The 12,624-nt window shown below is 72.4% G+C and carries 13 protein-coding genes and 2 pseudogenes; 6 read left to right on the top strand and 9 right to left on the bottom strand.

Features of this window, described 5'->3' with window-relative positions; genetic code table 11:
* Position 1 precedes the first annotated feature (1 nt).
* On the bottom strand, positions 2 to 511 hold the full coding sequence (locus AB0K92_RS10605; protein ID WP_365921631.1) for a flavin reductase family protein: 510 nt from the start codon (positions 509 to 511) through the stop codon (positions 2 to 4).
* Between the two features lie 427 nt (positions 512 to 938).
* The gene (locus AB0K92_RS10600) at positions 939 to 1,352 is read right to left on the bottom strand and encodes a thioredoxin family protein (protein ID WP_365921393.1); all 414 of its coding nucleotides are present in this window, start codon (positions 1,350 to 1,352) and stop codon (positions 939 to 941) included.
* A gap of 75 nt (positions 1,353 to 1,427) precedes the next feature.
* On the opposite strand from AB0K92_RS10600, the pseudogene AB0K92_RS10595 reads away from it, so the two are divergent.
* A pseudogene (locus AB0K92_RS10595) lies at positions 1,428 to 1,743 on the top strand (DUF4395 family protein).
* A gap of 184 nt (positions 1,744 to 1,927) precedes the next feature.
* Complete coding sequence (locus AB0K92_RS10590; protein ID WP_365921391.1) at positions 1,928 to 2,656, top strand: lysophospholipid acyltransferase family protein; 729 nt, start codon at positions 1,928 to 1,930, stop codon at positions 2,654 to 2,656.
* Between the two features lie 23 nt (positions 2,657 to 2,679).
* Here the strand turns inward: AB0K92_RS10590 and AB0K92_RS10585 are convergent, their stop codons facing one another.
* The 4 genes from AB0K92_RS10585 to AB0K92_RS10570 form a co-directional block, all read right to left on the bottom strand.
* Entirely contained in the window at positions 2,680 to 3,252 is a 573-nt protein-coding gene (locus AB0K92_RS10585) for a transglutaminase domain-containing protein (RefSeq protein ID WP_365921389.1), read from the bottom strand.
* A gap of 159 nt (positions 3,253 to 3,411) precedes the next feature.
* Positions 3,412 to 4,482, bottom strand: a complete 1,071-nt coding sequence (locus tag AB0K92_RS10580) for a low specificity L-threonine aldolase (RefSeq protein ID WP_365921387.1) — start codon at positions 4,480 to 4,482, stop codon at positions 3,412 to 3,414.
* Positions 4,479 to 5,225 (bottom strand): SDR family NAD(P)-dependent oxidoreductase, encoded by a 747-nt coding sequence (locus AB0K92_RS10575; RefSeq protein ID WP_365921629.1) that lies wholly within the window; start codon positions 5,223 to 5,225, stop codon positions 4,479 to 4,481. The genes AB0K92_RS10580 and AB0K92_RS10575 overlap by 4 nt, the downstream gene beginning before the upstream one ends.
* Before the next feature lie 44 nt (positions 5,226 to 5,269).
* Positions 5,270 to 6,667, bottom strand: a complete 1,398-nt coding sequence (locus tag AB0K92_RS10570; RefSeq protein WP_365921385.1) for a DUF6421 family protein — start codon at positions 6,665 to 6,667, stop codon at positions 5,270 to 5,272.
* Between the two features lie 583 nt (positions 6,668 to 7,250).
* Between AB0K92_RS10570 and AB0K92_RS10565 the strand changes: the two genes are divergently transcribed.
* On the top strand, positions 7,251 to 7,934 hold the full coding sequence (locus AB0K92_RS10565) for a glycerophosphodiester phosphodiesterase family protein (RefSeq protein WP_365921627.1): 684 nt from the start codon (positions 7,251 to 7,253) through the stop codon (positions 7,932 to 7,934).
* Between the two features lie 3 nt (positions 7,935 to 7,937).
* Here the strand turns inward: AB0K92_RS10565 and AB0K92_RS10560 are convergent, their stop codons facing one another.
* Positions 7,938 to 8,474, bottom strand: a complete 537-nt coding sequence (locus AB0K92_RS10560) for a GNAT family N-acetyltransferase (protein WP_365921383.1) — start codon at positions 8,472 to 8,474, stop codon at positions 7,938 to 7,940.
* A 69-nt stretch (positions 8,475 to 8,543) separates the two neighbouring features.
* Here AB0K92_RS10560 and AB0K92_RS10555 point away from each other — a divergent pair, with 69 nt between their 5' ends.
* The 3 genes and pseudogenes from AB0K92_RS10555 (at position 8,544) to AB0K92_RS10545 (ending at position 11,006) form a co-directional block, all read left to right on the top strand.
* Positions 8,544 to 8,936: a VOC family protein gene (locus AB0K92_RS10555; RefSeq protein WP_365921381.1), complete on the top strand. Its 393-nt coding sequence runs from the start codon at positions 8,544 to 8,546 to the stop codon at positions 8,934 to 8,936.
* 177 nt (positions 8,937 to 9,113) lie between these two features.
* Positions 9,114 to 9,878: a VOC family protein gene (locus AB0K92_RS10550; RefSeq protein ID WP_365921379.1), complete on the top strand. Its 765-nt coding sequence runs from the start codon at positions 9,114 to 9,116 to the stop codon at positions 9,876 to 9,878.
* Positions 9,879 to 9,954: 76 nt separating this feature from the next.
* Positions 9,955 to 11,006 (top strand): annotated as a pseudogene (locus AB0K92_RS10545) (aldo/keto reductase).
* 11 nt (positions 11,007 to 11,017) lie between these two features.
* On the opposite strand, the gene AB0K92_RS10540 reads toward AB0K92_RS10545, so the two are convergent.
* Positions 11,018 to 11,575 carry a MarR family transcriptional regulator gene (locus tag AB0K92_RS10540; protein WP_365921377.1) on the bottom strand — a complete coding sequence of 186 codons (558 nt, stop codon included), beginning with the start codon at positions 11,573 to 11,575 and terminating at the stop codon, positions 11,018 to 11,020.
* The coding region (locus tag AB0K92_RS10535; RefSeq protein WP_365921375.1) for an FUSC family protein at positions 11,572 to 12,624 on the bottom strand (1,053 nt) is incomplete at its 5' end. The genes AB0K92_RS10540 and AB0K92_RS10535, both read right to left, overlap by 4 nt.

The following is a 12,624-nucleotide window of genomic DNA, read 5'->3' as shown; positions in this document are numbered from 1 at the left end:
ATCAATCGCGCAGCGCGGTGAACCGGCCCTGGTGGTAGAGCAGCGGACGGCCGGCGCCGGCGGGGTCGCCGACGACGATCTCGGCGAGCACGATCCGATGGTCCCCCGCGGGCACGCGCGCGTGGACCCGGCACACCAGCCACGCCAGTACGCCGTCGAGCACGGGCACGCCCTCGGGACCCTCCCGCCAGGCGGTGGGCGCGCCGAACCGGTCGGCGCCGCTGCGGGCGAAGGTCGCGGCCAGCTCCTGCTGGTGCTCGCCCAGGATGTGGACGCCCACGTGGTCGGTCCCGGCGATGGCGGGCCAGCTGGACGCGGCGGTGCCGACGCCGAAGGAGAGCATCGGCGGATCCGCGGAGACCGAGGTGAGGGAGGTGGCGGTGAAGCCGACCGGGCCGGACTCGCCGCGCGCGGTGATCACCGCGACGCCGGCCGCGTGCCGCCGGAAGACGGCGCGGAGCAGGTCGGGAGAGGCGGGCTGCGGCGGCGTGCCCGGGCGGGGGGCGGGCAGCCCGGAGGCCGACTGGGCCGGAGCGGACCGGCCGGGAGCGGACCGGCCGGGAGCGGACCGAGCGGGAGTGGTCGCCACGGAGGAGTTCGCAGCCGACGAGTTCGGAGCCGAAGAAGCCGGAACGGAAGAAGCCGGAACCGCAGAAGTCGGAACGGAAAAGGTCGAAGCCGGAGAGCTCGTAGCGGGAGCGGTCGGAGCCGGGCCGGCCAGATCAGGCGTTGCCGTCATGGAGTGGGGCCTTCTGAGGGTGGGGACGAGCGGGTCCGTGGCTGCTCAGCAGCCCGGACAGCGTGCGCTCGCGGTGCGGGCGAGATCGATGTGGGCCCGCCCGTGGAGAAGGAGTTCCGAAGGCATAGGGTCAGGCTGACGATAGCCGGCATGCACAGTCAAGTCTCTCCGGGCTTCTGGGAGCTGGGTCACGTCGGCCTCAGACGGCTTCGCCGAGGGCCGCGATCACGTCGGCCTTGCGGGGCTGCCCGGTGGCCCGGCGGACGATCCGGCCGTCGGCGTCGAGCACCAGCACGGTCGGCGTGCGGAGGATGCCGAGGCGCCGGACGAGGCCGAGACGGGACTCGGCGTCGATCTCGACATGGCTGACGCCGGGCACCAGGCCGGCCACCTCGCCGAGGATCCGCCGGGTGGCCCGGCAGGGGGCGCAGAAGGCGCTGGAGAACTGCACCAGCGTGGCGCGCTCGCCCAGCTCCGCGCCCAGCTCGGCCGCATCGAGCCGCTGCCCCTCGTCCCGCACGCGCACCCGTACTCTCCCGTTCCGCCGCCGTCGCAGCACTCCGAAGACGCCGGCCGCCGCGAGCACCGCACAGCACACCATCAGTCCGGTCATCACTGTGCTGCAGCGTTCACGAGACCGCAAAGATTCCCGGCCCGTGCGGGCGGCCCGTTGCGGAATGCTGGATTCATGGACATCGACGTGAGGGGGCCGCGGTTCGGGGGGCGGCCGTGACGGCCGCCGTCCTGGCGGTGTGCTGATCACCGGATACGTGTGGCTGCCGGCATGGCAGACGCTGGTGTTCGCGCTCGGCGCGGCCGGCGGGGTGGGGCGATCGCCGTACGGGTGGGTGTTCCGGAGGGCGGTACGCCCGCGGCTCGGGCCGCCGACCGCGTTCGAGTCGCCGGAGCCGCCGCCGGAGCCGCCGCGGTACGCCGCCTTCGGGTACTGCCTGGGCTGCGAGGTGTACCTGCTCGCGCGGCGCGTCACGGTACAGGCGGAGTGAGGAGCGGGGGAAAACCCGAGGTGATCATGGCTGGGACGTGACGAGGATCTCGCCGCATACGGGCACGGGGACTGGCTACCCGTCCGTTCTTGGGGCACCATCTGCGACAGGCCGTAAACCTACGGCTGCGTAACTTTCCACTGGGAGCCCCTTCCCAGGAGAGAAGGAAGGGTCCACTTCGTCCATGGCAGAGCTCGTCTACCGTCCCGTCATCGGTCTCGCCCGCACGATGTTCAAGGTGTGGGACCTCAAGATCGACTGCAAGGGCTCGGAGAACATCCCGCGCTCGGGCGGTGCCGTGCTGGTCAGCAATCACATCAGCTACCTGGACTTCGTCTTCAACGGGCTGGCGGCGCTGCCGCAGAAGCGGCTCGTCCGTTTCATGGCCAAGGAGTCGGTCTTCCGGCACAAGGTGTCCGGGCCGCTGATGCGCGGGATGAAGCACATCCCCGTGGACCGCAAGCAGGGTGAGGCGGCGTACGCGCACGCCCTCGAATCGCTGCGGTCCGGCGAGGTCGTCGGGGTCTTCCCGGAGGCGACCATCTCGGAGTCGTTCACGCTGAAGAGCTTCAAGTCGGGTGCCGCGCGCCTGGCGCAGGAGGCGGGCGTGCCGCTCATCCCGATGGCGGTGTGGGGCACCCAGCGGCTGTGGACCAAGGGCCACCCGCGCAACTTCAAGCGCAGCCACACCCCGATCACCATCCGCGTGGGCGAGGCGATCGAGGCGTCCCGCGACAAGTACGCCGGCGCCCTCACCCGGCAGCTGCGCGAGCGCGTGCAGGAGCTGCTGGAGGCCGCGCAGCGCGCCTACCCGGTCCGTCCGAAGGACACCGACGACCCGTGGTGGCTCCCCGCCCATCTCGGTGGCACCGCCCCGACGGCGGACGAGCTGCGGGCGGTCGAGGCGCACTGACCGGAGTGTCCGGGTGCCGGGGCTCAGAGCGCCGTGGGAAGTGTCCGCATCAGATGCGCCCGGTCGTCGGCGGCCCGCAGGGCGGCCAGGACGGCCGGGTGAGGCGCGGCGTACAGCACGGGGTGGTCCAGCTCACCGGAGTCCGGATCGGTGACGAAGGCCAGCCGTTCACCGTCGAGTGAGAACCGGGCGTCCACGCCGGGTTTGTTGCCCCGGGGATCCTGCCGGTGCCAGGCGCCGCGGAAGCGGACGGCGACCAGGCCGTGCACCACGTCGAACTTCTGGTAGCACAGCGCCGTCGGGATGTCCTCCGCGCGCAGCAGCGCGGCGAGTGCGTGCGCCTTGGCGTAGCAGATGCCGGTCCCCTGCTCCAGCACGTCGGAGGCCCGCCAGGTGACGCGCGGGTCGCCAAAGTCCTGCGAGTGGGCAATGGTGTCGCGGACGAACTCGAAGGCCGCGCGCGCATATTCATACGAGTCGGCCACCTCCCGAGCCAGGCGGTCGGCGGTTTCCCGCACCAGCGGATGATCGTGATCGATGACCTCGTCGGCGGCCAAGTAGGCGGACAGGTCGGCGGTTTGCTGGATCAGCTGCATGCTCGTGAAGCCTAGGGCCCGAGACGATCACAGGTCAATGGATTTACCGGCAGCCGTATATATATGCAGAGCGCGTGCCTGTGTCCACATCCGGTCAGCAGCGGATACGACGAAGAGCGGCCGCCCCGTGGGACGGCCGCTCCCTCATGTCCTGGCCCGTCAGCGGGCCATCTCCTCCTTGAGGGCCGCGACGAACGCGTCCACGTCCTCCTCGGTCGTGTCGAACGCGCACATCCAGCGCACGACGCCGGCCGCCTCGTCCCAGAAGTAGAAGCGGAACTTCTTCTGCAGCCGCTCGCTCACCTCGTGCGGGAGCCTGGCGAAGACGCCGTTGGCCTGCACCGGGTACAGGATCTCCACGCCGTGCACCGCGCGGACGCCCTCGGCGAGGCGCTGGGCCATCTCGTTGGCGTGACGGGCGTTGCGCAGCCACAGGTCCTTGGCGAGCAGCGCCTCCAGCTGCACCGACACGAAGCGCATCTTCGAGGCGAGCTGCATGGACATCTTGCGCAGATGCTTCATCTTGCGGACGGCGTCCGGGTTGAGGACGACGACCGCCTCGCCGAACAGCGCGCCGTTCTTCGTCCCGCCCAGCGAGAGGATGTCCACGCCGACCGCGTTGGTGAACGTGCGCATCGGCACGTCCAGCGAGGCCGCGGCGTTGGCTATCCGGGAGCCGTCCAGGTGCACCTTCATGCCGTGCGCGTGGGCGTGCTCGCAGATCGCGCGGATCTCGCCCGGCGTGTAGAGGGTGCCCAGCTCGGTGCTCTGGGTGATCGACACGACCTGCGGCATCGCGCGGTGCTCGTCGTCCCAGCCCCAGGCCTGCCGTTCGATCAGCTCGGGGGTGAGCTTGCCGTCGGGGGTCGGCACGGTGAGCAGCTTCAGGCCGCCCATGCGCTCCGGGGCGCCGCCCTCGTCGACGTTGATGTGGGCGCTCTCGGCGCAGATCACCGCGCCCCAGCGGTCGGTGACCGCCTGGAGCGCGACGACGTTGGCGCCGGTGCCGTTGAAGACCGGGAACGCCTCGGCGCTCGCGCCGAAGTGGCTGCGGATGATCCGCTGGAGGTTGTCGGTGTAGGCGTCCTCGCCGTACGCGACCTGGTGTCCGCCGTTGGCCAGGGCCAGGGCGGCGAGCACCTCCGGGTGGGCGCCGGCGTAGTTGTCACTGGCGAAACCGCGGACCTCCGGGTCGTGATGGCGACGCGCGTCGGTCTTCGGGGGGTTCACGGCTTCTCGGTCAGCCACAGACGGTTTCCGTTCACTTCCGCGGCGGGCTTGTCCCAGACGCCGACGATCGCCTCGGCGAGGTCCTTGACGTCCGTGAAGCCCGCGAACTTCGCGTTGGGCCGCTCGGCGCGCATCGCGTCGTGCACCAACGCCTTCACCACCAGGATGGCAGCCGCCGAGGTCGGACCCTGCTCGCCCCCGGCCTTGCGGAAGTAGTCGGCCAGGGCCAGCGTCCACGCCTCGGCGGCGGCCTTGGCGGCGGCGTACGAGGCGTTGCCCGCGGTGGGATTGGTGGCGCCGGCCGCGCTGATCAGCACGTACCGGCCGCGGTCGCTGCGCTGGATGGCCTCGTGGAAGGCGAGGGAGGTGTGCTGCACGGTGCGGATGAGCAGCAGCTCCAGCAGGTCCCAGTCGTCCAGGTTGGTCTTGGTGAAGGTCTCGCTGCCGCGCCAGCCGCCGACGAGGTGGACCAGGCCGTCGACGCGGCCGAACTCCTTCTCGGTGCGGGTGGCCCAGTCGCGGGTGGCCTCCAGGTTGAGCAGGTCGACCGTCTCGCCGGTGACGGTGGCGCCGCCGGAGGCGTAGCGCGCCGCGTCCACGGCCTCGGCCAGCCGCTCCGGCTCGTTGTCGGCGCCGACGACCGTGGCGCCGGCCTCGGCGAGCCGCAGCAGCGCCGCCCGCCCGGCGGGTCCGCCCGCGCCGGCGACCGCGATCACCGCACCGCTGAGAGCCCCGTTCCCCATGTTCTTCGCCTCCTGCTGAGCAGTGTTCTCGGTACGGCGGTCGCTCACGCGGCGATCCGCTCGGCGCTGTCCGCCGTGATGCCCTTGGTGGAGGCGATCACGTTCTTCAGCTTCTTGGACAGTGCCTCATAGAACATGCTCAGCGGAAACTCGTCCGGAAGCACGTCATCGACGAGCTTGCGCGGCGGCTGGGTCAGGTCCAGGGCGTCCGGGCCCTTGGCCCACGTGGAGCCGGGGTGCGGGGCCAGGTAGGTGGCGACCAGTTCGTAGCCGGCGAGCCAGTGGACGAGCTTCGGGCGGTCGATGCCGTCGCGGTAGAGCTTCTCGATCTCGGCGCAGAGCTGGTTGGTGACCTCGGGCGCACGCTTCCAGTCGATGGACAGCTTGTTGTCGGTCCAGCGCACCACGTCGTGCCGGTGCAGGTAGGCGAAGAGCAGCTGGCCGCCGAGGCCGTCGTAGTTGCGGTTGCGGTCGCCGGTGACCGGGAAGCGGAACATCCGGTCGAACAGCACGGCGTACTGCACGTCACGGGCCTGCGGGACGCCCTCGGCCTCCAGCTTCACGGCCTCCTTGAAGGCGGTGAGGTCGCAGCGCAGCTCCTCCAGGCCGTACATCCAGAACGGCTGGCGCTGCTTGATCATGAAGGGGTCGAACGGCAGGTCGCCGTGGCTGTGGGTGCGGTCGTGGACCATGTCCCACAGCACGAAGGCCTCTTCGCAGCGCTTCTGGTCGTGGACCATGGCGGCGATGTCCTCGGGCAGCTCCAGGCCGAGGACGTCGACGGCGGCGGCGGTGACCCGGCGGAAGCGGGCCGCCTCGCGGTCGCAGAAGATGCCGCCCCAGGTGAAGCGCTCGGGCGCCTCGCGCACGGCGATGGTCTCGGGGAAGAGGACGGCGGAGTTGGTGTCGTAGCCGGCCGTGAAGTCCTCGAACTTGATGCCGCAGAACAGCGGGTTGTCGTAGCGGGTGCGCTCCAGCTCGGCCAGCCAGTCGGGCCAGACCATGCGCAGCACGACCGCTTCGAGGTTGCGGTCCGGGTTGCCGTTCTGCGTGTACATCGGGAAGACGACCAGGTGCTGGAGGCCGTCCTGCCGGTCGGCGGCGGGCTGGAAGGCCAGCAGCGAGTCCAGGAAGTCCGGGACCTGGAAGCCCTCGTCCGCCCAGCGGCGCAGGTCCTTCACCAGGGCCGCGTGGTAGGCGGCGTCGTGCGGGAGCAGCGGGGAGAGCGCCTCGACGGCCTCGGTGACCTCGCGTACGGCGGCCTCGGCGTCCTCGCGGCGCGGGGCGCCCTCGGCCTCGAAGTCGATCGATCCGTCCTTGGACTGCCATGGCCGGATCCGCTCCACGGCATCCTTGAGCCGGGGCCACGCAGGGTGCTCCACGACCCTGTCCGCCGAAGGAACCTGGCCCTCCGTACCCACCTGCACAAGAACTTCCGTCATGTCCCATCCTCCGCTGGAGAACCTTGCGTAAAGACACCGTATGCATATGCGGTTTCTCCCAGCAAGAGGAGGAGCGGGAAATTATCCTGCGCAGCCCCATCATCACCGAACTTTTTCCTGTCTCTCACGGTGGGTCGTGACACGCGTCGCGGAACCGTCACCGCCGCGCCACGTTCGCACGACACCGCGCGGGCGGCCGGGGACGCACGGGCAGGCTGCCCGTATGACGATTCCCGGTCAGGCGTGCGGCTGCGGTGAGGAGCAGATCCCCTGGATGCTGACGCACTTCGGACTGCTCGGCGCGGCCGCGCTGGTGCTCGGCACGCTCGTCGTGATGCTCCTGGCCGGGTGGGGCCTCGCAGCAGTCGTCTGGCTGGTGCGCCGGCGCCGGCCCGCGCCCGGCACCGAGGCGCCGGACGGGCTGCGGTCCTTCGACTGGTCGGACGGGGAGTCCTGGCGGACACCTTGCGGACCGGCCGCCGAAAGCCGGCTGCGCTCCGGCACGATGTGTGCGCGGCCGGTTCCCTTCCGCGACGGGCCCACTAGGCTGACGGACGTGTCCGTCGACGGAAGCGAGCGAACCTTGAACTTCCTCACCATCGGTCATCGCGGAGTCATGGGTGTCGAGCCCGAGAACACCCTGCGTTCCTTCGTCGCCGCCGAACAGGCCGGCCTCGACGTCATCGAACTCGATCTTCATCTGAGCAAGGACGGCGCCCTCGTCGTCATGCACGACGCCGAGGTCGACCGCACGACCGACGGCAGCGGCCCCATCGCGGAGAAGACGCTGGCGGAGCTGCGCGCCCTGGACGCGGGCGACGGCGAGCGGATCCCGGTCTTCGAGGAGGTCCTGGACGCGGTGAGCACCCCGCTCCAGGCGGAGATCAAGGACGTGGCGGCGGCGCGGGCGCTGGCGGAGGTGATCCGGCAGCGGGGGCTCACCGGCCGCGTCGAGGTGTCGTCGTTCCACGACGACGCCATCGCCGAGACGGCCCGGCTGCTGCCCGGCGTGCGCACCGCGCTGATCGCCAGCCGCTACGGCACCGACATCGTGGAACGCGCGGCGCAGGCCGGTGCCGCGACGGTCTGTCTCGACATCCGCCGCCTCACCCTGGAGGTCGTCGAGCACGCCCGCGCGGCCGACCTGCGGATCATCGCCTGGGTGGTGAACTCGCAGAAGCATCTGCGGCTGGTGCGGGCGCTGGAACTGGACGGCGCGACCACCGACTACCCGGACATCAAGCGCACCGGCCGCTTCACCGCGTGAGCCTCAGTCCAGCGGCTTGACCAGCAGCTCGAACTGCAGGTCGGGACGGAGCGGGAGGCCGAAGCGCTCGTCGCCGTACGGGAAGGGGGACAGCTCACCCGTACGGCGGTAGCCGCGCCGCTCGTAGGCGATCAGGTCCTCGCGCACGGAGATCACCGTCATGTGCATCTCCCGCGCGCCCCAGGTCTCGCGCGCTTGGCGCTCCGCCTCCGCGATGACCGCCTTGCCCAGTCCGGCGCCCTGGAGCGTCGGGCTGACCGCGAACATGCCGAAGTAGGCGTACTCGCCGCGGTGTTCGAGCTGGCAGCAGGCCACGACGGTGCCGTCCCGCTCGACCGTCAGCAGCCGGCTGTCCGGCGACGTGACGACCTCCAGCACGCCCTCGGGGTCGGTCCGCTGTCCTTCGAGGATGTCCGCCTCGGTGGTCCACCCGGCCCGGCTGGCGTCGCCGCGGTACGCCGACTCGATCAGCGCCACCAGCGTGTCGACGTCGGCCTCCGTGGCGTCGCGGAAGGTCAGTCCGGTGGTGGCGGTGTCCATGCGGTACGTCTCCGTTCTCGGCGCGGCTCGGGCAGGGACGAGCGTAACCCCGGCGCTAGGCTCCGGTGCATGGTGCATGTACTGGGCAGCCGGATCCTGCTGCGCCCCGCGGACCCCGAGCGCTCCCGGACCTTCTACGGCGAGCGGCTGGGCCTCGCCGTCTACCGGGAGTTCGGCACCGGTCCCGAGCGGGGCACCGTCTACTTCCTCGGCGGTGGCTTCCTGGAGCTCTCCGGACGCTCCGACACCCCGCCCTCCCCCGCCGTACGCCTCTGGCTCCAGGTGGCCGACGCGCAGGCGGCGCACGACGAGCTGCGCGGCCGGGGGGTGGAGATCGTCCGGCCGCCGGTGCGGGAGCCGTGGGGTCTGATCGAGATGTGGATCGCCGATCCGGACGGAACGCAGATCGTGCTGGTGGAGGTGCCGGCGGATCATCCGCTGCGGTACCGGCCGGGGATCTAGGGGATCGGGGGTCCGAAGAGGCGTCGCACGGACGTTCGGCGGTCGGCGGGCGAGGTCAGCGGCAGACTGAGCGGCTGAGTCCCGGCTCGGATGGCCGTCGGGCAGGGCCGGGGCTAGCGTGCTGGCAGGGGGCGCCCCGGCGTCCCCGCACCCCGGCCGGCTGCGGAAAGGGACGCCATGAAGCTCGACGCGCCGGTGACCGGCGGGCCCTGCTGGGCGGAGCTGGCCACCAGTGACCTGGAGGCGGCGCAGCGGTTCTACGCGCGGCTGTTCGGGTGGCGGTGCGCGACCGATCCGCGGCAGGAGGCGGGCGGCTACACCCTCGCGCACCTCGGGGACGCGGCGGTCGCGGCGCTGGCCCCGCTCTACCAGGAGCCGCAGCCGGTGGCGTGGAACGTGTCGTTCGCCGTGGCCGACGCGGACGCCACCGCCCGGCTGGTCGAGGAGGCGGGCGGACGGGTACTGCTCGGGCCCATGGACGTGTTCGACCTGGGCCGTTTCGTGGTGGCGCTCGATCCGGGCGGCGCGGCCTTCCAGCTGTGGCAGGCGCGCGAGTTCCCCGGCGCCGGGGTGTTCAACGCGCCCGGCTCGCTCGGCTGGGTGGAGCTGCTGACCCGCGACCCGGCCCGCGCGGAGCGCTTCTACACCACGGTCTTCGGCTGGACGGTGCGCCCCTCGGAGCACTATCCGCAGTGGGGCGTCGGCGGCGCCGACTTCGGCGGCATGATCACCATGGACGACAAGTTCCCGCACGAGGTGCCGCCGCACTGGCTGCCGTACTTCGCGGTCGCCGACGTCGACGCCTGCGCCGCCACGGCGGCCGGCGCGGGCGGCACGGTGCTCATGGCGCCCACGTCGGTGCCCGAGGGCCCGCGCATCGCCGTGCTGCGCGATCCGCAGGCCGCCGTGTTCGGCGTGTACCGGGCCGGCGACCACGACTGAGCCCGCGCGGGCTTGCGCTGGAGTGCGCTCCATCTCCTGGCGTCGACCGCACGAACTGCTCGAAGGGGAAAGCGACGTGCGGTACACACTGTTCGGCAGGACCGGGCTGCGGGTGAGCGAGCTGAGCCTCGGCGCGATGGTCATGGGCGACGGCCTGGACCACGGCTCCGACGAGGACACCAGCGCACGGCTCCTCGACGCCTACGCGGAGGCCGGCGGCAACTTCGTCGACACCGCCGACATCTACGGCAAGGGCGCCTCGGAGCGGCTCCTGGGCCGGCTGCTGGAGGGGCGGCGCGACGAGTTCGTCCTGGCCAGCAAGTACACGTGCGGCACCCGGGACGGCGATGTCAACGCCGCCGGCAACCACCGCAAGAACCTCGTGCGGTCGGTGGAAGACAGCCTGGAGCGGCTGCGCACCGACCGGCTGGACGTGCTGGGGTGCACGCCCGTGACCACTTCACCCCCGTCGAGGAGGTGATGCGCTCCCTCGACGACCTGGTGCGCGCCGGGAAGGTGCTCTACGTCGGCGTCTCCGACTGGGCGGCGTGGGAGATCGCGCAGGCCTGCACCCTGGTCGAGCTGCGCGGCTGGACGGCGTTCGCGGGTTCCCAGCTGCGCTACAACCTGCTGGAGCGCACCCCGGAGCGGGAACTGCTGCCGCAGGCGCGGGCGTTCGACCAGGCGGTCCTGGCCTGGGCGCCGCTGGCGGCCGGGAAGCTGACCGGCAAGTACCTGCGCGGCGAGGCGGGCCGGCTCGGCACGTCCGGCGGCACGGCCGACGCGCGCGAGGAGGCCGTCGTCCGCACCGTCGTGGAGATCGCCGAGCAGGGCGGCTGGTCCCCGGCACAGGTGGCGCTGGCCTGGCTGCTGGGCCGGCCCGGGAACGTGGTGCCGATCGTGGCGGCGACCAGCGAGAGCCAGCTCGCCGACAACCTGGGCGCGGTCGAGGTCCGGCTCGACGCCGACGCCGTGGCCCGGCTCGACGAGGTGAGCGCCGTACCGCTGGGCTTCCCGCACGACTTCCTGCGGGAGCCCGGGGTGACCCGGACCGTCTACGGGGACCGGTGGGAGCGGATCGACGAGCGGCGCTCCACGTACCGGCGCAGCGTCCACGACGTCCTCTGACCCCGCGGGGCTCAGGTGCGCCGCACCCCGCCCAGGCGTCCCTCCAGCTGAGTGAGGAGCGCGCCGAGCAGGGCCGCGAGTTCGCCCTGTTCGGCGCTGCCCACGCCGGACAGGACGGCGCTCTCGTAGGCCAGTTGGTCGGGCAGGATGGCGTCGACCAGTTCGCGTCCGGCGTCCGTGAGGCGGACGTGGGCCACCCGGCGGTCACGGGTGTCGCCGCGCCGCTCGACCAGGCCGCGCTCGGTGAGCTGCTTGAGCCGTTTCGTGACGGCGGCGCCCGAGGAGAAGGTCTCCCGGGCCAGCTCGCCGGGCGTCAGCTCGTGGCCGGTGCGGCGCAGCGCGCCGAGCAGGTCGAACTCGGGCCGGCTGAGCCCGGCCCGGCGCAGCGGGGCGTCCTCGGCCTGCTGGAGGAGGGCGGCGCAGCGGTTGACCCGGCCGATGATCTCCATGGGCGCGGTGTCGAGGTCCGGGTGGACGGCGCGCCACTGCCGTACGACGGCGGCCACGGTGTCGGCTCGTGCGGCCTCGCGGCTCTCTTCCGTGTCCGGCCGCCCGTTCGTCGCCGTCATGGCCGTGGTTCCTCCGTGGTCTCGTCCTGGTCCGGCCGGGCGTGGGTGCCGCGGTCCGGTGCGGTGCGGACGGCGTCCGTCGCCGGGGTGTCCGCTGGTCCGTCCAGGATGAGGCCGCGGCGGCGTACCGTCTCGGCGAGCGTACGGTGTCCGGCCTGCTCGGCGCGGTCGACCCGGTCCGCGGGCGGGGTGCGCCGGCACCGCTCGCCGGCCGCGGCGTCGGCGGCGGCGCGCAGCTCGGCCAGGGCGGCGGCGAGGGACTGGCGGGCCGCTTCCAGGGCGCCGGGGGCCGGGTGCGGTTCGGCGAGGAGGCGGGCGGCGCGCTCGCGGGCGCGTTCGGCCGCGGCGAGCGCGTGCTCCAGGCGGGGGCCGGCGCGGCGGTCGGTGACCGCGACGGCGGCGGCCAGGCCGAGCAGCGCGCCGACGAGGGTGTCCACGACCCGCTCGGTGACCAGCTCGCCGGGATCCTGGTAGCCGGTGAACTCGGTGATGAGCAGCGCCATCGGGGTCACGCAGACGCTGCCGAGCCAGTAGTTGCGGCTGATCAGCGCCTCGGCGCCGAAGCTGAACGCCAGACAGCACAGGACCAGGGCGGCCTGCCCGAGATGGGCGAGCGGGGCGACGGCGGCGAAGACGAGGACACCGGCGAGGTTGCCGACCACGCGCTGCACGCTCCGGCTCCAGGTGAGGGCGAGGTTCGCCTGGTAGAGGGCGGCGGCGGTGACGAGGGCCCAGTAGGGGCGGCCGATGCCGAGGGCGAGGGAACCGTATCCGGCGAGGGCGCAGCCGAGGGCCGTGCGGGCGGCGATGGGGGTGAGCGGGGCCAGCCGGTGCCGCAGCCGCTCGGCGGGGCTCTCGGCGGGGCTCTCGGCGGCGTCCGGCTCGACGGGTACGGGGGCGCCGTCGTACGGCACGGGGCCGGTGCCGCGCAGCGCGCGGGCCCGGGCGCGCAGCCGTTCCGGGTCGGCGTCGGCGGGTTCGACGTCGCCGACGAGGAGTACGCGCGGATCGTCGGGCGGGTGCTGGAGGAGGAGATCGGGCGCGGTGAG

It is taken from the genome of Streptomyces sp. NPDC052687, assembly GCF_040678395.1.
In the GTDB taxonomy this organism is placed as follows: Bacteria; Actinomycetota; Actinomycetes; order Streptomycetales; family Streptomycetaceae; genus Streptomyces.
Note: the sequence above shows the minus strand (reverse complement) of the source record. Positions and strands in the feature narration are given on the sequence as shown.

Bases quoted from the DNA above. Each gene is read 5' to 3' on its own strand.
- AB0K92_RS10600 (WP_365921393.1), bottom strand. From the start codon at position 1,352: ATGACCGGACTGATGGTGTGCTGTGCGGTGCTCGCGGCGGCCGGCGTC.
- AB0K92_RS10590 (WP_365921391.1), top strand. From the start codon at position 1,928: ATGGCAGAGCTCGTCTACCGTCCCGTCATCGGTCTCGCCCGCACGATG.
- AB0K92_RS10585 (WP_365921389.1), bottom strand. From the start codon at position 3,252: ATGCAGCTGATCCAGCAAACCGCCGACCTGTCCGCCTACTTGGCCGCC.
- AB0K92_RS10575 (WP_365921629.1), bottom strand. From the start codon at position 5,225: ATGGGGAACGGGGCTCTCAGCGGTGCGGTGATCGCGGTCGCCGGCGCG.
- AB0K92_RS10570 (WP_365921385.1), bottom strand. From the start codon at position 6,667: ATGACGGAAGTTCTTGTGCAGGTGGGTACGGAGGGCCAGGTTCCTTCG.
- AB0K92_RS10560 (WP_365921383.1), bottom strand. From the start codon at position 8,474: ATGGACACCGCCACCACCGGACTGACCTTCCGCGACGCCACGGAGGCC.
- AB0K92_RS10555 (WP_365921381.1), top strand. From the start codon at position 8,544: ATGGTGCATGTACTGGGCAGCCGGATCCTGCTGCGCCCCGCGGACCCC.
- AB0K92_RS10550 (WP_365921379.1), top strand. From the start codon at position 9,114: ATGAAGCTCGACGCGCCGGTGACCGGCGGGCCCTGCTGGGCGGAGCTG.
- AB0K92_RS10540 (WP_365921377.1), bottom strand. From the start codon at position 11,575: ATGACGGCGACGAACGGGCGGCCGGACACGGAAGAGAGCCGCGAGGCC.